At 41.5% G+C, this 19,894-nt stretch carries 14 protein-coding genes; 9 read left to right on the top strand and 5 right to left on the bottom strand.

Going from position 1 to position 19,894, the window contains the following annotated elements; all coding sequences use genetic code 11:
- Positions 1 to 261 precede the first annotated feature (261 nt).
- Together L7A31_RS02535 and L7A31_RS02530 are read left to right on the top strand one after the other, a co-directional pair.
- Positions 262 to 1,344, top strand: a complete 1,083-nt coding sequence (locus tag L7A31_RS02535) for a cytochrome-c peroxidase (protein ID WP_237359927.1) — start codon at positions 262 to 264, stop codon at positions 1,342 to 1,344.
- Positions 1,331 to 4,075, top strand: coding sequence for an ATP-binding response regulator (locus L7A31_RS02530; RefSeq protein WP_237359925.1), 2,745 nt, complete (start codon positions 1,331 to 1,333; stop codon positions 4,073 to 4,075). The genes L7A31_RS02535 and L7A31_RS02530 overlap by 14 nt, the downstream gene beginning before the upstream one ends.
- 12 nt (positions 4,076 to 4,087) lie before the next feature.
- On the opposite strand, the gene L7A31_RS02525 is transcribed toward L7A31_RS02530, so the two are convergent.
- Positions 4,088 to 5,068 (bottom strand): sugar-binding transcriptional regulator, encoded by a 981-nt coding sequence (locus tag L7A31_RS02525; RefSeq protein ID WP_237359923.1) that lies wholly within the window; start codon positions 5,066 to 5,068, stop codon positions 4,088 to 4,090.
- Between the two features lie 428 nt (positions 5,069 to 5,496).
- Between L7A31_RS02525 and tal the strand changes: the two genes are divergently transcribed.
- From tal to L7A31_RS02505, 4 genes are all read left to right on the top strand, one after another.
- A complete protein-coding gene (gene tal, locus L7A31_RS02520) occupies positions 5,497 to 6,447 on the top strand; it encodes a transaldolase (RefSeq protein WP_237359922.1) in 951 nt (316 codons plus the stop codon).
- 68 nt (positions 6,448 to 6,515) lie between these two features.
- Positions 6,516 to 8,507 carry a transketolase gene (tkt, locus tag L7A31_RS02515; protein WP_237359920.1) on the top strand — a complete coding sequence of 664 codons (1,992 nt, stop codon included), beginning with the start codon at positions 6,516 to 6,518 and terminating at the stop codon, positions 8,505 to 8,507.
- Positions 8,508 to 9,053: 546 nt separating this feature from the next.
- A complete protein-coding gene (locus L7A31_RS02510) occupies positions 9,054 to 10,211 on the top strand; it encodes a cytochrome-c peroxidase (protein ID WP_237359919.1) in 1,158 nt (385 codons plus the stop codon).
- Between the two features lie 6 nt (positions 10,212 to 10,217).
- On the top strand, positions 10,218 to 11,747 hold the full coding sequence (locus L7A31_RS02505; protein WP_237359917.1) for a lytic polysaccharide monooxygenase: 1,530 nt from the start codon (positions 10,218 to 10,220) through the stop codon (positions 11,745 to 11,747).
- A gap of 503 nt (positions 11,748 to 12,250) precedes the next feature.
- Here the strand turns inward: L7A31_RS02505 and L7A31_RS02500 are convergent.
- Together L7A31_RS02500 and L7A31_RS02495 are read right to left on the bottom strand one after the other, a co-directional pair.
- Positions 12,251 to 14,842: a glycosyl hydrolase family 18 protein gene (locus tag L7A31_RS02500; protein ID WP_237359915.1), complete on the bottom strand. Its 2,592-nt coding sequence runs from the start codon at positions 14,840 to 14,842 to the stop codon at positions 12,251 to 12,253.
- A gap of 437 nt (positions 14,843 to 15,279) precedes the next feature.
- Positions 15,280 to 15,900 (bottom strand): OmpA family protein, encoded by a 621-nt coding sequence (locus L7A31_RS02495; RefSeq protein ID WP_237359913.1) that lies wholly within the window; start codon positions 15,898 to 15,900, stop codon positions 15,280 to 15,282.
- A 239-nt stretch (positions 15,901 to 16,139) separates the two neighbouring features.
- Here L7A31_RS02495 and bamJ point away from each other — a divergent pair, with 239 nt between their 5' ends.
- A complete protein-coding gene (gene bamJ / locus L7A31_RS02490) occupies positions 16,140 to 16,619 on the top strand; it encodes a BamJ family beta-barrel-assembly machinery protein (protein WP_237359912.1) in 480 nt (159 codons plus the stop codon).
- A gap of 60 nt (positions 16,620 to 16,679) precedes the next feature.
- On the opposite strand, the gene L7A31_RS02485 is transcribed toward bamJ, so the two are convergent.
- Positions 16,680 to 17,279, bottom strand: a complete 600-nt coding sequence (locus L7A31_RS02485) for a beta-phosphoglucomutase family hydrolase (protein ID WP_237359911.1) — start codon at positions 17,277 to 17,279, stop codon at positions 16,680 to 16,682.
- Positions 17,280 to 17,300: 21 nt separating this feature from the next.
- On the bottom strand, positions 17,301 to 17,423 hold the full coding sequence (locus L7A31_RS22135) for a hypothetical protein (protein ID WP_290368734.1): 123 nt from the start codon (positions 17,421 to 17,423) through the stop codon (positions 17,301 to 17,303).
- Positions 17,424 to 17,537: 114 nt separating this feature from the next.
- On the opposite strand from L7A31_RS22135, the gene L7A31_RS02480 reads away from it, so the two are divergent.
- Positions 17,538 to 19,307, top strand: coding sequence for a methyl-accepting chemotaxis protein (locus tag L7A31_RS02480; RefSeq protein WP_237359909.1), 1,770 nt, complete (start codon positions 17,538 to 17,540; stop codon positions 19,305 to 19,307).
- Positions 19,308 to 19,408: 101 nt separating this feature from the next.
- Positions 19,409 to 19,738 carry a hypothetical protein gene (locus L7A31_RS02475; protein ID WP_237359908.1) on the top strand — a complete coding sequence of 110 codons (330 nt, stop codon included), beginning with the start codon at positions 19,409 to 19,411 and terminating at the stop codon, positions 19,736 to 19,738.
- The last annotated feature ends 156 nt before the right edge of the window (positions 19,739 to 19,894 follow it).

Genomic DNA, 19,894 nt, shown 5'->3' with positions numbered 1-19,894 from the left:
TATACAGTTATGTATTTCAGCTAATTCGGTATAGAAGAATAGCTTAGAAAATAATGGTACAAGTATTCCAGGTTGGCACTCTGCGCGAGTACAAATCAGTTTTGGCCATCGAGGTATTGCTCTAATATTTATACTTTTTCTCTAAAGTTTGCCAACTAAATCATGAAATGTCCGAAACGTTAAAAAATAACCTACTAATATTTAAAAAGAAGCACTAAATATTATATAAGTTCTTGCAGTTAGAAGACTTGGAAATCACGGATGAAAAACAAAGTTTGGCTCAGCTTTTTGATTGTTGTTGTAGTGTCGCTTGTTGCGGTGGTATTAGGATATATCGCGCCGCCAGAGAGTGTTGATCACCATATGTCACATCATTATCACGAACACACAAAATACACTGAACATGAAGAAGGTTCAGACAATGTCGATATTACCCGACACAAGTCTGTGAGTAAGGTAGTTAGTCCGATCCCAAGTGACACTGAAGTAGACAAGAAACTAGCAAAAATAGGCTGGCTGCTTTTTAAAGACCCCGGATTATCATCCAATAACCAAATAAGTTGCGAAAGCTGCCATCAGCTAAGCACAAATGGCGCTGAACGAACAGAAATCTCCACAGGAGTTGGAGGCCAAGGAACTCGAAATTCATTAACCGTATTTAATGTTGCCCACAACTACCGCTTCTTTTGGGATGGCCGTGCAAATAGCCTTGCCGATCAGCTTGATGGCCCAGTGCATAATGTTTTAGAGATGGACTCTGATTGGAATAGAATCACCGATTACATAGAAGGCTCTGCATTGTATCAAAAGCAATTTTCTGACGCTGGCTTAAACATCGATGAAGCAAATGTAAAAAAGGCCTTAGTCGAGTTTATGAACGCGCTAACTACCCCCAACTCCCAATTTGATCAATACCTACGTGGTGACCAAGCAGCGCTCAATGCTCAACAATTACGAGGCTGGGAAACCTTTCAGAAAGAAGGGTGTATTACATGCCATCGAGGGACCAATATTGGGGGTGGCATGATGATGAGATTTGGCTTTTTTGGTGAAGATAAAATGGGTAACCAACGCAGTGACGACAAAGGCAGATTCCAGTTCACTGAGCAAGCTAAAGACATGTATCTCTTTCGAGTAGCGAGCCTAAGAAATGTCGCCAAAACCGCACCCTACTTTCATGATGGAAAAACACAAACACTTAAAGAGGCCATTAAAATAATGGGGGAAAGCCAACTAGGAAAAACTCTTGATTCACAGTCCATTGATGATATTCACGCATTTCTCACCACACTCTCGGGGCCACAGCCAGCAATCTTAGAGGAATTTGCAAATGGCAAAGAATAAGGCATTATTTAACATTGCTATATTGATTGGAGCTCTGCTGTTGGCTGCATCCTTGTTTCTCTATCGTGAACATACACAGCTATCTGTATATCGCAATACAATGATGCACATCGGTCACAACTTGTTAGCTTTACGTGCACAAGTCACACAAGACGCTCTTAATCACCGCTCAGATGCCTACCTCATTGCCGCCTCAAGTGTTGACCTTGAAAATGAAATCGAGGCTATTGTTGAGGAGTACAACTCTTCAGATAGTCACGTTTTTGATTTTTTTCGATCTGACGTTGAAAATACCTTAGATGGCTTTTGCAAAGCCGCGTTGCAAGTAACAGATGGAATTGATCATTTGATTGGTTTGATTGTTGTGAAAGACTCCGTACTCACTTCTATGGTCAACACTGTTAATAACTCATCAGCAGGAAAAGACAATGACATTCAAAGAGGTGTGCTAGTTAAAATGCTCAACACATTCTCGATGAGCAGCGAAATACAGCCTGAGCTTGCTTCTATTATCAATACTTTTCAAGAAATCGAAAAGCAAAAACAAGAGCTATTTACCTTTTTGTTATCTCCCGAAGCCTTTGAGTTTGTAGAAGCATCGGAAGCACAGATGGTAATATTATTGGCCAAAATTAGAACCACAATAATACAGCTCATCGCTATCACCTTTCTCATCGCTTTCTTCGTCGTATTGTTTTACATCTCTCGAATGAAAGAGCTAGACAGGCACAATAAGGAATATCAAGCGTCAATTGACCGAGTGACTCGTGCAAATGAAGCCAAATCTTTGTTTTTGGCAACGATGAGCCATGAACTTAGAACCCCAATGAATGGCGTTTTAGGTATGGCAGAAATTATAAAAGGTGAAGCGAAACAAGAAAGCACTCGTGAATATGCACAGATGATTATGGACTCAGGTCAGCATCTACTCACGCTACTTAACGATATTCTCGATTTTTCAAAAATTGAGCAAGGTAAGATGGTTCTCGAGGTCGCCCCTTTTTCAATCGACAAAGTATTGCTTCAGATTGAACACACCATGAAACCGCTCGCTGAAAATAAACAAATTGAGTTATCCATTCAGAACCAGTTGGCTCGAAACATAAAGTTTATCGGTGACTCTTCTCGTTTACATCAAGTTCTGCTCAATCTCGTAGGCAATGCGATTAAATTTACCGATAACGGTAAAGTTGAGATTATTGTCCAGCTTAACAGTGATGCCCCTAGGGCAATACTTGAAATTGAAGTGAACGACACTGGTATAGGGATTGACCAAAGCAAGCTTGCTCATATATTTAATCCTTTTGAACAAGCAGAAGTGTCTACTACTAGAAAATTTGGCGGTACTGGTCTTGGTTTATCGATAGTAAAACAAATCACAGATCTTATGAATGGTGATATTACAGTATCAAGTAAACCGGATATTGGGACACAATTTAAGTTATCTCTGCCATTACCTATCGAATCTGCACTACCTGAAATACCGCAAACTCCCGACAATAATATTGAAGTTGTTCAGGTTTCTGATACCGAGCCATTAAACATTCTACTTATAGAAAATGATAGAATCTCAGCCAATGTCATCCAACGCTTCCTAGCACCAAATAATCATAATGTCATATGGGCTAAAAATGAACATGAGACAATAAATGCTCTGGATTCTGAAAGCCTTGATCTTGTTATCGCGGCCAATGGAATCAGTGGGTTTTCGGCTAAAGATGCAATCAAGTATATTCGGAATAAACTCAACTTAGACACCACTATTTTTGCTTATACGGCGGATCTATTTCCTCAAGCTCATGAAGCGCTCATTGAAGCCGGAGCAAAACTTGTTCTGACTAAGCCTCTACAAGGCGAAGAGCTCAATGGTTCCATTGCTAAATTGCAAAAAAAATTCTCCATCAAAGGCATTGTTAAACCCGTAGCCGAGAGAGCTGCACCATCTATCAAACACTCCTTTGAAGACTCGGCGATAACGGGTGAGGAAATAACTCAAAGCCCAATGCTTATAGCCTCGAAGCTATCGAATGAGCAAACCTTAGAGTTGCTTATGAGCTTTAAAAGCAAGTTTAATTCGCTTTCAAAACAGTTGTTAGAAGCTAGTGAAGAAGAAAATATTCCTCAGCAAGCTGAGCTCCTATCCAACATCAACGACATCGCGACAAAATTCGGGATGAAAAATATTCAAGCACTTACTAAAACACTCCATGATTCAAGCATGGCAAATAAATCACCTGATGCCGCTTTAGTGAAAAAGCTTGTAAATCATATACACACCAACACAAGACAAGCTCAATATATTATTTGCTCTCTCAAAAACAGAGCATGCTCGCTAAAACAGCCTGAACTACAAAAGATACTTATTGCTGATGACCACCACATCAACGTGATGGTACTAAAAAATCTATTGAAAACGATGGGTTATGTGAATATTGATGTTGCTGTGAATGGCGAAGAAGCCGTAAACTTCGCTAAACAACAAGAGTATTCTGCAATCATAATGGATTACCACATGCCTATTATGAGCGGACTTGAAGCTACAAAGATCATAAAAGACAAAGTGTCGCCAAACACTAATGTTATTGCTTGTACGGCAGACGTATCGCCTGATGCGACCCGAGAATTCTTAGACTGCGGAGCCAGTCAGGTAATTTTAAAACCTTTCAATAAACGCAAGCTTTTGGGAGCGCTGGCAAATTGCAGTGGTTGTGAGCATGAAGTAGCATCATAACCCACATTCTACTTAGCTGAATTTCTCTTCTAGGTTAAGTATTGTTAATGCGTTGCTTACACTTGTTGCCAAGACATCAATTGCGCCAGTTCGCAACGCGCCTAGAAGGGCCAATGGTTTATTATTTTCTGCTGCAATCGCGACCACTTCAGAAATTGCCTTGTACTCTTCCATTCCCAATCCAATCACTCTGTCATTCATGACGGTATTCACTACCTTTCCTTGAATATCAAAGAAATCATAACCAGCAAAGTCTCCAACAACACCTTCTTGCAACCTCGACTGAACAACCTCGCTCCGTGTAAACCACCCTAAGTCAACCATATAGCTGTTCTCACTCATGTCACCAACACCAACTAGAGCTACGTCTGCTTTACGGGCTCGATCGAGCGTTTGCTTTATTGTAGCGTTTTGCATAAATGCCAATTTTTGCTCTCTGTTTTCCGCATAAGCTGGCGCATACAGTGTTTCGGAAGTTCCACCATATTTCTTAGCCATTTGCCTCGAAATATGATCAGCATTATACGCGCCTCCTCTTGGGTGAATGCCACCAATGCCACAAACAAAGGTACATTCCCTCGGAGAAATCACGCCCATGTATTGCCCAACCGCAGAAACATTCCTACCCTGACCTATTGATATAACCATTCCATTTTTCAATGTACTCGATAGATAGTTAGAAACTAGACCTGCGACTTGCTCTCTCTGCTGTGACTCTTCTGGCTGATCTAAAGCAATCAGAGCTCTTTTAATACCAAACTTCTCTATTAACCTTTGCTCTATCTTTGCACTGAAAACTGGATGATATTTTACTGTAATTTCTACAATGCCTTCATCTCTAGCCTGCTTTAGCAGCCGGCCAACTTTGGCTCTGGATATAGAGAATTTTTTTGAAATTTCTTCTTGCGTCGCACCGTCTTGATAGTATGCAACGGAGATCTCCGTCAATAAGTTCGCCATATCTTTAGACGACTCTTGATTACCGTTATACATTTATTCTCCCAACACAAAAAATGCACTCTACTGCTCGACACAATACCTAAAATTCGCTTACCGATCCAATCTTTTGCTCACAAGCATTACATATGCTCAGCCTAATTTCACAATTTGGATAACTAGAAAATGGCGAATTTTCTCTCAAATACATCCTTTTATTTGCCAAATATGAAATTAACTCGATTTTGGCCAGATTTAGCAATCATCCTGATTGACTTTAAGCAAATATAAGATATATATGTTTCCATCATTTACTCAGCATGCGAACATCTGCGCAGAGCAAATGTTTCACTAGCTGAATTTTGTTTAAATAAACTGCATTCACCTTTATATAAAGAAACGGATGATTGTGGTTGCTAAACGGAAATTGAAGAGTAAACCGAAAAACTTCGGATTTCTTAGCCCAGAGAATAGGATTATCGATTATGAGCAACAAGTTAGAGCAACTTCGCAAACTAACAACTGTCGTAGCAGACACTGGTGAAATCGACGCAATTAAAAAGTATCAGCCTGAAGATGCAACAACAAACCCTTCATTGATTTTAAAAGCGGCCCAAATCGCTGAATATTCTCCTCTTATCGATCAAGCAATTGAGTACGCTAAAACTCAAAGCAGTGATAAAGCTCAACAAGTGCAAGACACATGTGACATGCTAGCTGTTAACATTGGTAAAGAAATTCTAAAAACGATTCCTGGCCGTATCTCTACTGAAGTTGATGCTCGCCTTTCTTACGATACAGAAGGCAGTGTTGCAAAAGCTCGTCAGCTGATCAAAATGTACAATGATGCTGGCATTACAAACGACCGCATTCTAATCAAGCTTGCTTCTACTTGGGAAGGCATCCGTGCTGCTGAAATCCTAGAAAAAGAAGGCATCAACTGTAACCTAACGCTTCTATTCTCATTCGCTCAAGCTCGTGCTTGTGCTGAAGCTGGCGTTTTCCTAATTTCTCCTTTTGTTGGCCGTATTATGGACTGGTACAAAGCAAAAGAAGGTCGCGATTTTGAAGCGCAAGAAGATCCAGGTGTTCTATCTGTAACTAAGATCTACAACTACTACAAAGAACACGACTATCAAACAGTTGTTATGGGCGCGAGCTTCCGTAACATTGGCGAAATCCTAGAGCTTGCAGGCTGTGATCGTCTAACAATCAGCCCTGCACTTCTTCAAGAGCTTGAAGATGCACAAGGTGACATTGAAGCGAAACTGACTGCTACTTCAAACGTTAAAGAGCGCCCATCAGCAATGACACATGCAGAATTCCTGTGGGAGCACAACCAAGATGCTATGGCTGTTGAGAAGCTTGCAGAAGGTATCCGCAACTTCGCTATCGACCAAGGCAAACTCGAAGCGATGATCGCTGAAAAACTATAAGAATTTTGAAGGAGAGAAGGCGACTTCTCTCCTTGCTTTTGAATTGATGTAAATTTCTGGAAACAAATATGAATCGTAAACAACTCGCCAATGCAATCCGTGCACTTAGCATGGATGGTGTTCAACAGGCTAACTCTGGTCACCCAGGTGCGCCAATGGGTATGGCTGATATCGCTGAAGTTCTTTGGCGCTCTCACCTAAACCACAACCCAACTAACCCTAATTGGGCTGATCGCGACCGCTTTGTACTTTCGAACGGTCACGGCTCTATGCTTATCTACTCTTTGCTTCACCTGACAGGATATGCGCTACCGATTGAAGAGCTAAAGAACTTCCGCCAACTGCATTCAAAAACTCCGGGTCACCCAGAGTATGGTTATGCGCCGGGTATCGAAACTACCACAGGCCCTCTAGGCCAAGGCATTACCAATGCTGTGGGCATGGCGATTGCGGAAAAATCTCTCGCGGCGCAATTTAACAAAGATGGCCACGAGATTGTTGACCACTATACATATGCGTTCATGGGTGACGGCTGCTTGATGGAAGGCATCTCTCATGAAGCTTGCTCATTGGCGGGTACGTTAGGTCTGGGCAAACTGATTGCATTTTGGGATGACAACGGCATCTCAATTGACGGTGAAGTAGAAGGTTGGTTCTCTGACGACACACCTAAGCGTTTTGAAGCGTACGGCTGGCATGTTATTCCTGCAGTTGATGGTCACGACTCTGACGCTATCAATGCTGCGATTGAAGCTGCAAAAGCAGACCCACGTCCAACACTAATCTGTACGAAAACTATCATCGGTTTTGGTTCGCCAAACAAATCTGGCTCTCATGACTGCCACGGCGCGCCACTAGGTGCGGAAGAAATCAAAGCAGCACGTGAATTCCTTGGTTGGGAACACGGCGCATTTGAAATCCCATCAGACATCTACGCAGAGTGGGACGCAAAAGAAGCTGGTAAGGCGAAAGAAGCCGCTTGGAATGACAAGTTTGCTGCGTATGAAGCCTCTTACCCAGAGCTTGCTGCTGAATACAAGCGCCGCGTAAACGGTGAACTTCCTGCGCAATGGGAAGCTGAAACACAAAAAATTATTGCTGACTTGCAAGCAAATCCAGCGAACATCGCATCTCGTAAAGCATCGCAAAACGCACTCGAAGCGTTTGGCAAAATGCTACCTGAATTCATGGGCGGCTCTGCTGACCTTGCGCCATCTAACCTAACGATGTGGTCGGGCTCTAAGTCACTGACTGCTGAAGATGCGTCTGGTAACTACATCCACTACGGTGTGCGTGAGTTCGGTATGACAGCTATCATCAACGGTATTGCACTACACGGTGGCTTTGTTCCTTACGGTGCTACTTTCCTAATGTTTATGGAATACGCTCGTAACGCAATGCGTATGGCAGCACTGATGAAAGTGCAAAACATTCAAGTGTACACGCACGACTCTATCGGCCTAGGCGAAGATGGTCCAACTCACCAACCGGTTGAGCAAATCGCTTCTCTACGTCTGACACCAAACATGAGCACATGGCGTCCATGTGACCAAGTAGAATCTGCAGTAGCATGGAAACTGGCAATTGAACGTAAAGATGGCCCAAGCTCTCTTATCTTCTCTCGTCAAAACCTAGCCCAGCAAGAGCGTGATGCTGAGCAAGTAGCGAACATCGCTAAAGGCGGTTACATCCTGAAAGACTGCGCTGGCAAACCTGAGCTTATCTTGATTGCTACTGGCTCTGAAGTTCAACTAGCAGTAGATGCTGCTGCTGAACTAACAGCTGCTGGCAAACAAGTACGCGTTGTATCTCTTCCGTCAACTGATCTATTTGAGCAGCAAGATGCCGCTTACCGCGAAGCAGTATTGCCAAGTGATGTAACTGCGCGTATCGCTATCGAAGCAGGCATTGCAGACTACTGGTACAAGTACGTGGGCCTAGACGGACGCGTGATTGGCATGACAACCTTCGGTGAATCTGCACCAGCAGGTGAGCTGTTCAAGCTATTTGGCTTTACAGTTGAGAATGTAGTTAGCACTGCAAATGAGTTGCTAGCTTAAGCTTTAGTTAGCTTCAAATTCTTCCGCAAAACACCGGGTTCTTTACTCGGTGTTTTTTTATCCCCCTCTCCTCTTTGATTTATACAACATCAAACCTCCATCACGTAGATTGCACGCGCGTTCTTTTCAAGTGCCACTTTGAAAGAAATATGTGAATAATTTTACAAACCACTCATACATTTTATTTTCCACACACTAAAAACAAATAGATTTTTTACTCTATTCATTAACTTAAATAGAATATACATAAATTGTTTTGATATTTAAATAACATTATATAGAACGATAGACTGTTAACTTTCTGAATTTTAGTCCTTTTATAACAAAAACTTATGAACAAAGTTAGTATTACACACAGGAGATCACATTCTTACCAAGTCGAAGCATAACAAATATCTATCAATTTATTTTCCTTGATCCGCATTCCAATTAAATTACGATTTGTGATTTATTTATTTTTAATAGATGCGAAAAACATCAGATGCGCTTATTTATTATCAGGGCCCTAATAATAATTCATCCATATCTGAAGTAAGGAAGAAGAAGATGCTTGATAATAAATATAGAGAAGCGATATTTAAATCTGGACTTACAACATTACTAATTACAATCACCATTGGTAATGTATGGGCTAAAGAATCTAGAGATCGAAAAGGAGATCATAACAACGAGGTTAAAGCCATAACTATTGAAAAACTTGGAGAAAAAATATTCTTTGATAAATCACTTTCTGCTAACGGGAATCAATCTTGCGGTTCTTGCCATAAAGAGAAAGCTGGTTGGGCAGATCCGGATAGAGAATTTGCTACATCTGAAGGCTCGGAGCGAGGTGTTTTTGGTGCTAGGAATGCTCCTACTACCGCCTACGCAGCTTTTGTTCCTGAAATGGGTATCAATGAGAGAGGTAACTTTTTCGGAGGGCTTTTTTTAGACGGACGAGCCAGTACTTTGGAAGAGCAAGCAGGATTGCCTTTCCTAAACCCTATAGAAATGAACAATGCGGATAAACAAGAAGTAATAATGAAGTTAATGCAAGCCCGTTATTCTAGAGACTTCGAAACTATATTCGGTGAAGGAATATTCAACGATACGGAGCTAGCTTATGAAAAAATGACTGAAGCGATAGCTGCATTTGAAAGAACGGATAAGCAGACAGCGTTTACATCAAAATTTGATGCTGTTCAGCGCGGAGAAATTGAGTTAACACCGGAAGAACAAAATGGTTTTGAAGTTTTTCTAGGGAAAGGATTATGTGCAAATTGCCACGCTATCGCTGAACCGAACGTATTTTCTGGCTTTGCATACTTTAACCTAGGCGTTCCAGCTAACCCGGAGAATCCATTCTTTACACAGGATTCAACCGTAAACCCAGATGGTGAAAATTTCATAGATCTCGGGCTAGGCACATTTCTAAACGATCCTGAACAAAACGGAAAATTCCGTACACCTACACTTAGGAACATAGCTAAAACCGCACCATATATGCATAACGGCGTATTTAACAAGCTAGAAGAAGTTGTCGATTTCTATAACAATCGCGACGTCGATGGCGTAGTACCGGAAGTTGCAGAAAACGTGGCTGACTTTGCCACCATTGGTGAGCTTGGATTAACCGATGAGGAGTCCCAAAACTTAGTAGCGTTTATGCGTACGTTAACAGATGGTTTTGACTCGAGTAATGACTCAGACAAACCAAGGAGGTAGAGAGTCATGAATGTATATCATCTCTTACAATTTAAGTTAATCGCACTCATTGGATATTCATTTTTCTTATCTTTAGCTTGGGCTACAACGATAAGCAAAGTTCTAGCACACGGCTGGACAGAGTACCCTATAGCGCGACAAACACTCTGCTATGACCAAGGCGGCATGTGGAATGGCGAACCAAGCGATCCCGCCTGTTCGCATGCAAAAGATATCTCCGGTACCTATCCATTTGTACAAAGAAACGAATTTGCAAAACTTATTCCGGATTATAACAATCGATCCGCCGTAATAAGTGCTGTGCCAGACGGAACACTTTGCTACGCAAACGATCCTCAAAAAAGTGGAATAGCATCTTCTAGCATACCGTGGCAAAAAACTGAAATGCCCTCAGGCCAATTTCAGTTAGTATTTAACGCGACCGCTCCCCATAACCCTTCCTTTTGGGAAATCTATCTCACCAAGCCGGACGCAGATTTAACTCGACCACTCGAATGGAGTGATTTAGATTTAATTCAGTCTTATGGCAACATTCCTGTGACTGAAAATGGCAAGTACCTAATGAATGTCACTATCCCATCTGGGCGTCCCGGTGATGCTGTGTTGTTTGTCAGATGGCAGAGAGTCGATTCAGCCGGAGAAGGATTCTACAACTGTAGCGATATAACCATCACTAATAACAACACAACCCCACCGGTAGACCCTCCAGAGGAACCACCTTCTTCAGGGCCGTATCTAACCCAAGGAGCTTTATTCATTCCATTAGATATCCAATTGGAATCTGTACAAGTCGGGCAAATTGTCGAATACACAGTGTTCAATAGCGAAGGACAAGCACATGGTCATTTTGAGTTAGCTATCACTGATTCAAACGTTAATGATTGGGATCGACTTTTAGCTGCCGATATCACCGGCTACTATCAAGCAAATCACAATGGCGACGTTGTTATTGGACGTTGGCACGAAGATATGAGCCACTATATGTACTTTCAAAATGAGTTACACGGCAATTATTTTCAGTCCCGTGACTCTGGAGATTATGGGTTACTTTCTATTTCTGATGCCGCGGACCCAGCTGAGCCAGCACCCGATTTTGACGTAACAATTACACCTAAAATCCCAGTGCTACTCGACACAACGGAAATAACTCACGGAAACTCACTGTATTTGTTCACTAACAGTCAAGATGTTAACCCGGAATCTGTTTCTTGGGTTCAAACCGCCGGGCCGAATGTCATTACCTCAACGGGTGAAAATCAACTGCTGATTGTCGACACAAGCTCAATAGCGGAAGCACTTCCAGTTGAATTAAGCTTTAAATTGAGTATGACACTTTCTGGTGAGACTAAAGAAGCAATATACAGTTTTACTGTTGTCGACAGCCAAACTAACCCTCCAGACAATTCTACTTGGGACAGCACGCAAATATATCATCAAGGTGATACCGTTCAACATGCAGGCAAAACATGGACGGCTCAATGGTGGACTCAGGGAAATGAACCTGGAACAACAGGGCAATGGGGAGTATGGAGGTAAAGTCAGTCAATCGTTTATAAGGAGATGAAAACTATAGAAGAGCCAATTTCTAGATTTTGGCTCTTCTATTCGTTTTTGATGAGCTGCGTTTTTATAGCTGTCTCACTGATAAGTAGAAATACCTCTTTCTCAATACATTTGAGCTACAAAAGGTTGAAGAAAACTAAATAAAATAAGCGTAGTAGAGCCCATCGTTTTAGACTAAAACCGAAGGTGAAATATATCGATGCTACAGGCCTTCAGGTTTATGCCGAAGTATTACCGAGTTTACGCAAGCAGATACGAATAAGGGTCCTAGAAGTATTTGACAATGGTGTTTCTGACATAAGAAGTTGTTACGATGCGATATTTTAATTGTGTTCGTTTTCCGCCGTAATTACGCAACAAAGCTGAACATAACCAACAAATAAAGCACCTACAGTATAGGTGCTTTAATTTCTAGGGCTATGTATTGCGCACGATGCTATAGGTAACCAATAGCGGTAACTTAAACATCACGCACACTATTCACACGTGGCGTCCCCAATATTTACCCATACATGGCTGACACCCGGTTCTTCATTTTTGTTCCACCATTTAGCTCTCCAACGGTTCCCATTATGGTTAATCTCATCACCACCGACAAAGACTAGATTTGAGTTCCATACTAAGTCAATTTCACTGAGAAGCTGCCACTCTCCAGCAATAAGACTTGGCTCATTGCCTTTGGTCCACCATTTTGCCTGCCAAACTAGCTGGTTGTGACTCACCGAATCACCGCCGTTGTATATCGTTGAAATAGCCCATGCTGTATAAGTTCCAGCATTCGGGTCCGTCGTAACGCACTGCACAATTTCAGGAGCCGGATTCACTGTCACTTGCATTTGCGCGCTGCTTTCTAGCGAACCATCAGAAACCGTAATAGACATCCCATAATTAGTTTGCTGTTCGACAGTTGGTGCTTTCAACCGAATTGTTGCGCTTCCCTGTCCTGAGACAATCGTAAAGTTAGAATCGATACCCCAATTGAATGAAAGAAGATTACCATCCGGATCAGATGCTTGTGCATTTATCAAAAATTCTCTTGCACTTTCTACACTTATATTCGATGGCAAGTTAACTGTTGGCGGTTGGTTTTCTGGCTCTGGTTGATTAGTGACCTTAACGGTATCTGAACTTACTAGCCCTTCATCATCTGTAACCGTTAACATGAAATCGTAACTCACTTCAGTTTCCGTATGAGGCACTGAAACTGAAGCAATTGCCATGGTATTGTTACTTAGAGTTAACGTTTCACCAGCTGTCTGCTGCCATATATAAGTTAATGCATCCTGATCTGGATCGTATGAGCGCGAGCCATCTAGCTTCACTTCTACAGGGCCAACTACGTTCATATCTCCACCAGCGACAGCAACCGGAGGGCTATTTTCTTGTGGTGGCGGATTAACGCTCTCATGCCCTAAACCTTCATGCATAGCGTTAAGAATATCCCCGTTATCGGCATCAATTTCCCATGAAAACAAACCCGCAAGTTTATGTGTTGTAACGTATTGACCCTTGGCTTTAACTGCTCGTTCGTTGTCAAATGAGATGAGTTCACGAGTATCAGGATTCCAGCGATAAGACGCTTGTGCATGTTCGTCATAACCATCTGTCCAACCTTGTTCAGAGTGGTTATCAATGATGTCCCTATAATCTAATATTCCTGCTTCCCATGTACCTTTGATTGCACCAGACGCCCTTCCCGTCATAGGGTTGTTGTCTATAACCTCGTTCACACCTTGCCAACCACGGCCATACATAGGCACGCCAACGACAATTTTACTAGGTTCTACTTGCTGATTAATCAGTGCTTGAACACCTTTGTCTGTTGTAAACGGAATAGTTGGATTATGACTTCCTTCATACAACCCAGATTGATGGCCAAGCACGTTTAAATCCCATGCGCCAAACATGTCGTAGCTCATTAAAAATATGTAATCCATATGCTTTTTAGCTTCGGCATAATTTACTTTGGCTATTTTTTCTTCTGCGACACCTATTGCTGAAGTGAGTTGATAACTACGACCTGTTTCTTCGGACAGCTCATCGAGCATGGTTCGCAACTCGCTCATCAAAGTGACGTATAGCTCGCCATCATCATCACGGCCTAAAGAAGGGTTTGCTCCACCACCACCTGGATATTCCCAATCGATATCAACGCCGCCGAAGAATTTCCATGTTTTTAAGAATTCTTTTACCGAGCTAATAAAGGTTGCTCGATTTTGCGCATCATGCATGAAGTGAAATGGATCAGATAATGTCCAACCACCAATTGAAGGTAGTATCGTTAAGTCAGGATACGCTTGATGAAGTGCCATCAATTGGCCAAAGTTACCTTTGTATGGGTCTTGCCAATCGGCGACCCCTTTTTGAGCCTTCTGTATTGCAGCCCATGGGTCATGGATTGCGACTTGGAAGTCCTCTCTTCCAGCACACGAATTTTGTAGAGCTTCAAAAGATCCGCTAATGGTTTTTAAACTGTCATTAATACCATGCCCACCACAAATAGGTACAAAGCCATACAACAAATGAGTTAAATTTTGTGCCGGAACTTTGTCTACCGTAAAATTACGACCGTAAATACCCCATTCTACAAAATAGCTTCCGACTACTTTACCACTGGTATTTTCATAGGGTCTGTTCTTTTCTTGCAAAGCCGAAGCTAAAGGGTCAAGATGACTCCCATCGGTATCTGCTACCGTTAATTTAACCATGTTGCTTATAGCACACCCTTCTGCGCTACAACGCTCTACGGTCATTTCGTAACGTCCACCTTGTGACATTACAAAAGTTGCACTCCTTTCACTTCCAGTTCCAGACCAAACTCTTTCCCCATTTAATAAAACATGGCTACTATCCGCTGGACTATCATTCCACACATTCCAAGAAACTGATACATCAACACTATCATGTAATGCCACCACTATCTGATTGTAAGCTGCCTTATCTCTATCCAATTCCACCAACTGATACACCAAATCTTCTGGCAGGCTAGCTGGACTAGGAATTTGAGCAAAAGCGGTAGAACTCACTAGCAGTGTAGAAAATCCGATTGCCCTATTAATAAATTTCATATCATTGCCCCCTTTCTAACGCTAAGAGAACAAAGGCCAAACTTTGAAACTTGACCAAAAAATACATTCACTAAAGCTATTGATTTAAGGAGAAAAAGAGCTCTAAAAATCAACAAAGAGCGACAGCGCTCGCAAATAATTATCCTGTTATCCATGAGTTGACTCCATCTATATGACTCAACTCAAACATATAATCACTAATTCATCATAATATTCACATGATGAATGCGTGTGCAGAAGATCACCAGAGCGATAAAAAGCTCTAGCATAAGATCACTAGTTAAATATAAATAACCCAAAAGTGACACTGCGTTAGTGCTTTTATACTAACAATTATAAGTTATTGTATATAAACGCATTTGTTCACAACTATAAACAACAACGCGACTTAACTTTCACGTTAAGTCGCGTTGAAAAATAAGACTTTGATATTTTGCCTAATTGTTCGATACGATAAACATCACTTCAACTCGGCGGTTACATGCTTTACCCCAGCGAGTTTCGTTGGTACAGGCTGGAACAAACTCCCCATAACCGCGAGTATAAATTGCGTCTTGTGATACCCGGTGGTTGATAAGCTTTTGCTTCACCGCTTTGGCACGACGGATTGATAACCCATCGTTGAACTTAACAGGCCCGGTGTTATCAGCGTGACCCGATATCACAACATCAATACCTGGCTCTGTGGCTAAATAGTTCCCCATTTTATCCAGCCACATTGAAGAATCACGAGAGACAACGGATGAACCGGTTTTAAATTTGATGGTATCTTTCAGTTTCACCATGATGTAATTACCCGGCAGAACTTCATAGTCAATACCATTTTGCAGTAAGAAATGCTCTAGAGAGTCATAGCTGTCAGTTCGAGTTTGACCAAATGGCCCTTTCACACCAGCAGTGATAGTTTGGTCATTATTGCCCCAAGTAGGGTATTTAACATCTGAATAATTTTTCGGTGCGACATCTAATAGATTGCTCTCCCCATAAATGTCAAAGGGAGGTTTTAAGCTACATCCAGTAACTAATAGTGCTATTGCTGCTATGGTTAAGAACTTCATTTCGCCACCGATCAAATAAATGTCTCACAGTTTTTTATCGGCTGTTTTGTCGATACTTTAATTATATCAGAAGTAAATTGAGTCATAGATCGGATTGAGTGGCTAGGAAGCGGTTAATGATTGAGGTTAAATTGTGTTCAAACCCGAAGCAAATTAGCTTAAGTAGTAGATTCACCCTACTTAATTGCGCCCAAGTTCAGGTATAATTGGCCAACTATCACGGTTTTAGAGGCGCAGAAATGAACAATTTAAACATGGTGCTCACAGTTGTATTGATCTTACTTCTACTGTTTTTGATTTATCGAAAGTGGAACAATAGAAAAGATGCGAGTGTAAACTTAGAAAAAGGCAAAGCCTTTCTTGAAGAGAACGCCAATAAACCAGGTGTCATCGTTAGCAAAAGTGGCCTGCAATACGAAATACTGCAAGAGGGTGTTGGCCAAATTAACCCGAATTCTAAAAGCAATGTGAAAGTCCATTACCATGGCACACTTATCGACGGCACTGTTTTTGATAGCTCGGTTGACCGAGGTCAACCTATATCGTTTCGACTAAACCAAGTGATTAAAGGCTGGCGAGAAGGCCTGCAATATATGGTTGAAGGGGAAAAAATTAGAATGTACATCCCTCCACACCTAGCTTACGGTCACAGACGAGCAAGTACTATTCCAGCCGCTTCGACATTGATTTTTGAAGTAGAACTCATCGAAATAAAATAGCGATTCCTTCCTACAAAAAATGCCGCCAATGATTAGCGGCATTTTTTGTAGGCTTTAAACTTAGCCTAACGGGTGAAAGCTAAGCCCTTCACTCGTCACCATAATACAATCCATCCCCGCAGCATGAGCGGCTTGTTTACCTAGCGCGGTATCTTCAAAAACGACACAATCTGTTGGCTCCAAACCCATTTTTTCAGCAGCCATTAAAAACGTTTCAGGCTCTGGCTTGTGCTTTTCTACATCGGTTGCTGTAACGACCACATCTAGCTTCGGTAGGATATTACTATTCTCTAATAGTGGGATGGCAGTGACTCGCTGGCTTCCCGTTCCCACTGCCATTCTTTTCTTACCATGGTTATTAAGTAAGATATCGTGAGTACAGGCAATTAACTCTCCATGCTCTTCCATATTGTGGAAGGTATCCATCTTAAAGCTGGATACTTCCATTGGATCAAGCTCTAGCTTGTGCTTCTTGTTTACCTCACCAGCTATCTTAAAGCTCGGCATGCCGCCCATACTATAGAACCAATCGTAATTGAATGGAAAATCGAACCTTTTAGCTGTTACCGACCATGCCTCCAAGTGAGCCGGCATGGTATCAATTAAGGTGCCATCCATATCAAAAATCAATCCTTGGTATTTTTCCAAATCAATAGTCATCAGCATATTCCAATTCAATGTTTACAAGACAAACTTACGTTGAGTACGCCCACTATGCAAAACTCGAATCGCTTTGTCATTGAATATCGTCAGTTTTGCTACCGATATGTCTGCAGCCCCTGATAGACACAATGGTGTTTTCACTCTATCTCAATTATGAGTCAGATTTTGAACTAAACATCCCCACCAATTGATATACATATCAACAGCTACTATCGTTCAAATAGAAATGACAAGGAATGCAGGACAGTACTGACGATGAACATCAGAGAAAAACTTTACTTACTTGGAGCTGTCGCCGTAGTTGGCGTCGTATCCGTTGTATTGGTTACAACCTATTTCTTTAATACTACAGAACGCTTACATCAAGCGACCAACCTTGTCGCTAACCTAGAAATTCGATTACTTAACCTTCGGAGAAACGAAAAAGATTTCTTACTTAGGAAAAATGACAAGTACCTCAAAAAGTTCAACGACAATATGTCTCTGTTTCTCGATAAAGAGCAGAAGTTATCTGAAATTCTTACTGAGTATTCACTTCCTTCCAGCGAACAACTCAGGTCCGACATAATCAAATATCAGCAATCTTTCCAAGCATTGGTTGCCGGTTTTCAAAAACTCGGTCTTAGTGAAAAAGATGAATTAATGGGCGCTTACAATAGCAAACTAGAACAGTTGGAAGGCAACCTTTCAGCTAACGATTTAGTCAAACTCTATGATTTCAATAAACAATTGCAAAGCGGACAACTGAGTGCTTCTACAATAAACTTTGCCGAAAGCCAGCAGCTCATTGCTTTAGCCGAAAAAGTTGCCAATCAGAAAAAGGAGATCGGCTTAAAATATAATGAAGGTCTTTTAGGACAAACCCGTGCATTCTCACACACTGTGGAGAAGCAATTTTCTGAATTTTCAAAAAGCCTAGCCGATAAAGTCCAGTCGATGGAATCTAGTCTATCGATAATAAAACAAACACTAACTGGGTTAGTGGTTGTTGTTATTGTGTTGATTGTTTTCCAAATTTCTCGTTCAATAAACAAACAAGTAAGCTCTTTACTAAAAGTAATCGAAAACATCGCCAACACAAACAATGTAGGCCAACGATCTAAGTTAACCGGTAAAAATGAGCTTGCCTCAATCAGCAAATATTTCGATCGTCTAATGGATAAGTTAGAGAACTTAATTTCAGGGACTCAAGATAAGTCTGCTGCACTTTCACAGAGCACCTCTAACATGAATACTGCTTTGCAAGATGTAATGGACCAATTCCATACACAAGCCGACTACACTTCAACAATGACAACTTCCATTCAAGAAATGGTTACCACCATTAATGAAATTTCAGAGAGTACCAACGTTGCAGCAGAGAACGTTCAGCAAGCTACAACAAATGCGCAAAACGGCCGTAATGTCGTGGAACAAACTGTTGGCAACATCAACGAACTCTCGACCACTTTGCATGCTAGCCAAGACTCTATTTCTTCGCTCAATCACCATGTTGAAGAAATTGGCAGTGCAGTTACTATCATTCAAGGTATTGCAGAACAAACAAACTTGCTCGCACTCAATGCGGCTATCGAAGCAGCAAGAGCCGGTGAACAAGGTCGCGGATTTGCAGTTGTAGCTGACGAAGTTAGAGCGTTAGCAAGCAGAACTCATCAGTCGACTGAAGATATTACCAATGTGGTTTCTTCCATCCAGAACCAAATGTCAAAAGTCATTGTGAACATGGAGCAATGTAATAAACAGGGTAAGAGTACTTTAGAAGCGTCCTCAGAATTAGATGCGAGCCTGAGCAACATCATCTCGGACATGAACTCTATACAAGAGAATTCCGAACGCATCGCTGCTGCCATTGAAGAGCAAGGAGTAGTAGTAAATCAAGTTGCTGATTCAATAACAGAACTCAATACCATTTCTGAAAACAACATGAGTTCAGCGAAATCTTGTTTAGAGGAAGTAGAATCTGTTTCTTCGCAGTCATTGGAAATGGATAAGGCCGTAGCAGAGTTCCGTACAAGCTCGAGCTAAAAACAGTAGCTCAAATATATCAATTAGTGATTATGCACTTTGGTTAATATGTTCTATCCTTACTGACAAATAACTAAAATAGTGTCAGTTAGGATAGGATTATGAAACTTACGTTCAGTGACCTTGATTTGCCAAGCCTGTATTCATTTATTGGTTGGTGTAAGCAACAAGACAATGTCGAAGCCGTATTTTTTGAACTCAAAGGATGGTATTTAATTGCCCACACACTTCCAGATAGTCGGCTTATTCAAGGCAAAGCTTCCCAGCAAAAGAAAACCTTCTTTCAGTCCCTAAAACCAAGCTTAGACAGCCCTCAAGTTGTTATGTCCCACTGCGTATCAATAAGCGAAAAACAAGTTGAAGATATCGTAATACTACTGCTAAAGAACCTTAACGAAGAGTTGTATTACAATAACCTTGTCGTGAATTAACCAAACAAATACGCCAGTACTAACACAACCAACGCCGTAATGGCGAGGGTTTTAACGAATAGACCCATGTTTAAAGTCCCACCACGTGGTGGCTTATTGCAGCAGCTCATAACTTGCTCCTTTACCAGATACATGACACCACTTTAAAGCTTTCCC

This window comes from Vibrio marisflavi CECT 7928 (assembly GCF_921294215.1).
In the GTDB taxonomy this organism is placed as follows: Bacteria; Pseudomonadota; Gammaproteobacteria; order Enterobacterales; family Vibrionaceae; genus Vibrio; species Vibrio marisflavi.
Note: the sequence above shows the minus strand (reverse complement) of the source record. Positions and strands in the feature narration are given on the sequence as shown.

What these genes read in the sequence shown, in the direction of transcription:
- L7A31_RS02535 (WP_237359927.1), top strand. Translation starts at nt 262, where the DNA reads ATGAAAAACAAAGTTTGGCTCAGCTTTTTGATTGTTGTTGTAGTGTCG.
- L7A31_RS02530 (WP_237359925.1), top strand. Translation starts at nt 1,331, where the DNA reads ATGGCAAAGAATAAGGCATTATTTAACATTGCTATATTGATTGGAGCT.
- L7A31_RS02525 (WP_237359923.1), bottom strand. Translation starts at nt 5,068, where the DNA reads ATGTATAACGGTAATCAAGAGTCGTCTAAAGATATGGCGAACTTATTG.
- tal (WP_237359922.1), top strand. Translation starts at nt 5,497, where the DNA reads ATGAGCAACAAGTTAGAGCAACTTCGCAAACTAACAACTGTCGTAGCA.
- tkt (WP_237359920.1), top strand. Translation starts at nt 6,516, where the DNA reads ATGAATCGTAAACAACTCGCCAATGCAATCCGTGCACTTAGCATGGAT.
- L7A31_RS02510 (WP_237359919.1), top strand. Translation starts at nt 9,054, where the DNA reads ATGCTTGATAATAAATATAGAGAAGCGATATTTAAATCTGGACTTACA.
- L7A31_RS02505 (WP_237359917.1), top strand. Translation starts at nt 10,218, where the DNA reads ATGAATGTATATCATCTCTTACAATTTAAGTTAATCGCACTCATTGGA.
- L7A31_RS02500 (WP_237359915.1), bottom strand. Translation starts at nt 14,842, where the DNA reads ATGAAATTTATTAATAGGGCAATCGGATTTTCTACACTGCTAGTGAGT.
- L7A31_RS02495 (WP_237359913.1), bottom strand. Translation starts at nt 15,900, where the DNA reads ATGAAGTTCTTAACCATAGCAGCAATAGCACTATTAGTTACTGGATGT.
- bamJ (WP_237359912.1), top strand. Translation starts at nt 16,140, where the DNA reads ATGAACAATTTAAACATGGTGCTCACAGTTGTATTGATCTTACTTCTA.
- L7A31_RS02485 (WP_237359911.1), bottom strand. Translation starts at nt 17,279, where the DNA reads ATGACTATTGATTTGGAAAAATACCAAGGATTGATTTTTGATATGGAT.
- L7A31_RS02480 (WP_237359909.1), top strand. Translation starts at nt 17,538, where the DNA reads ATGAACATCAGAGAAAAACTTTACTTACTTGGAGCTGTCGCCGTAGTT.
- L7A31_RS02475 (WP_237359908.1), top strand. Translation starts at nt 19,409, where the DNA reads ATGAAACTTACGTTCAGTGACCTTGATTTGCCAAGCCTGTATTCATTT.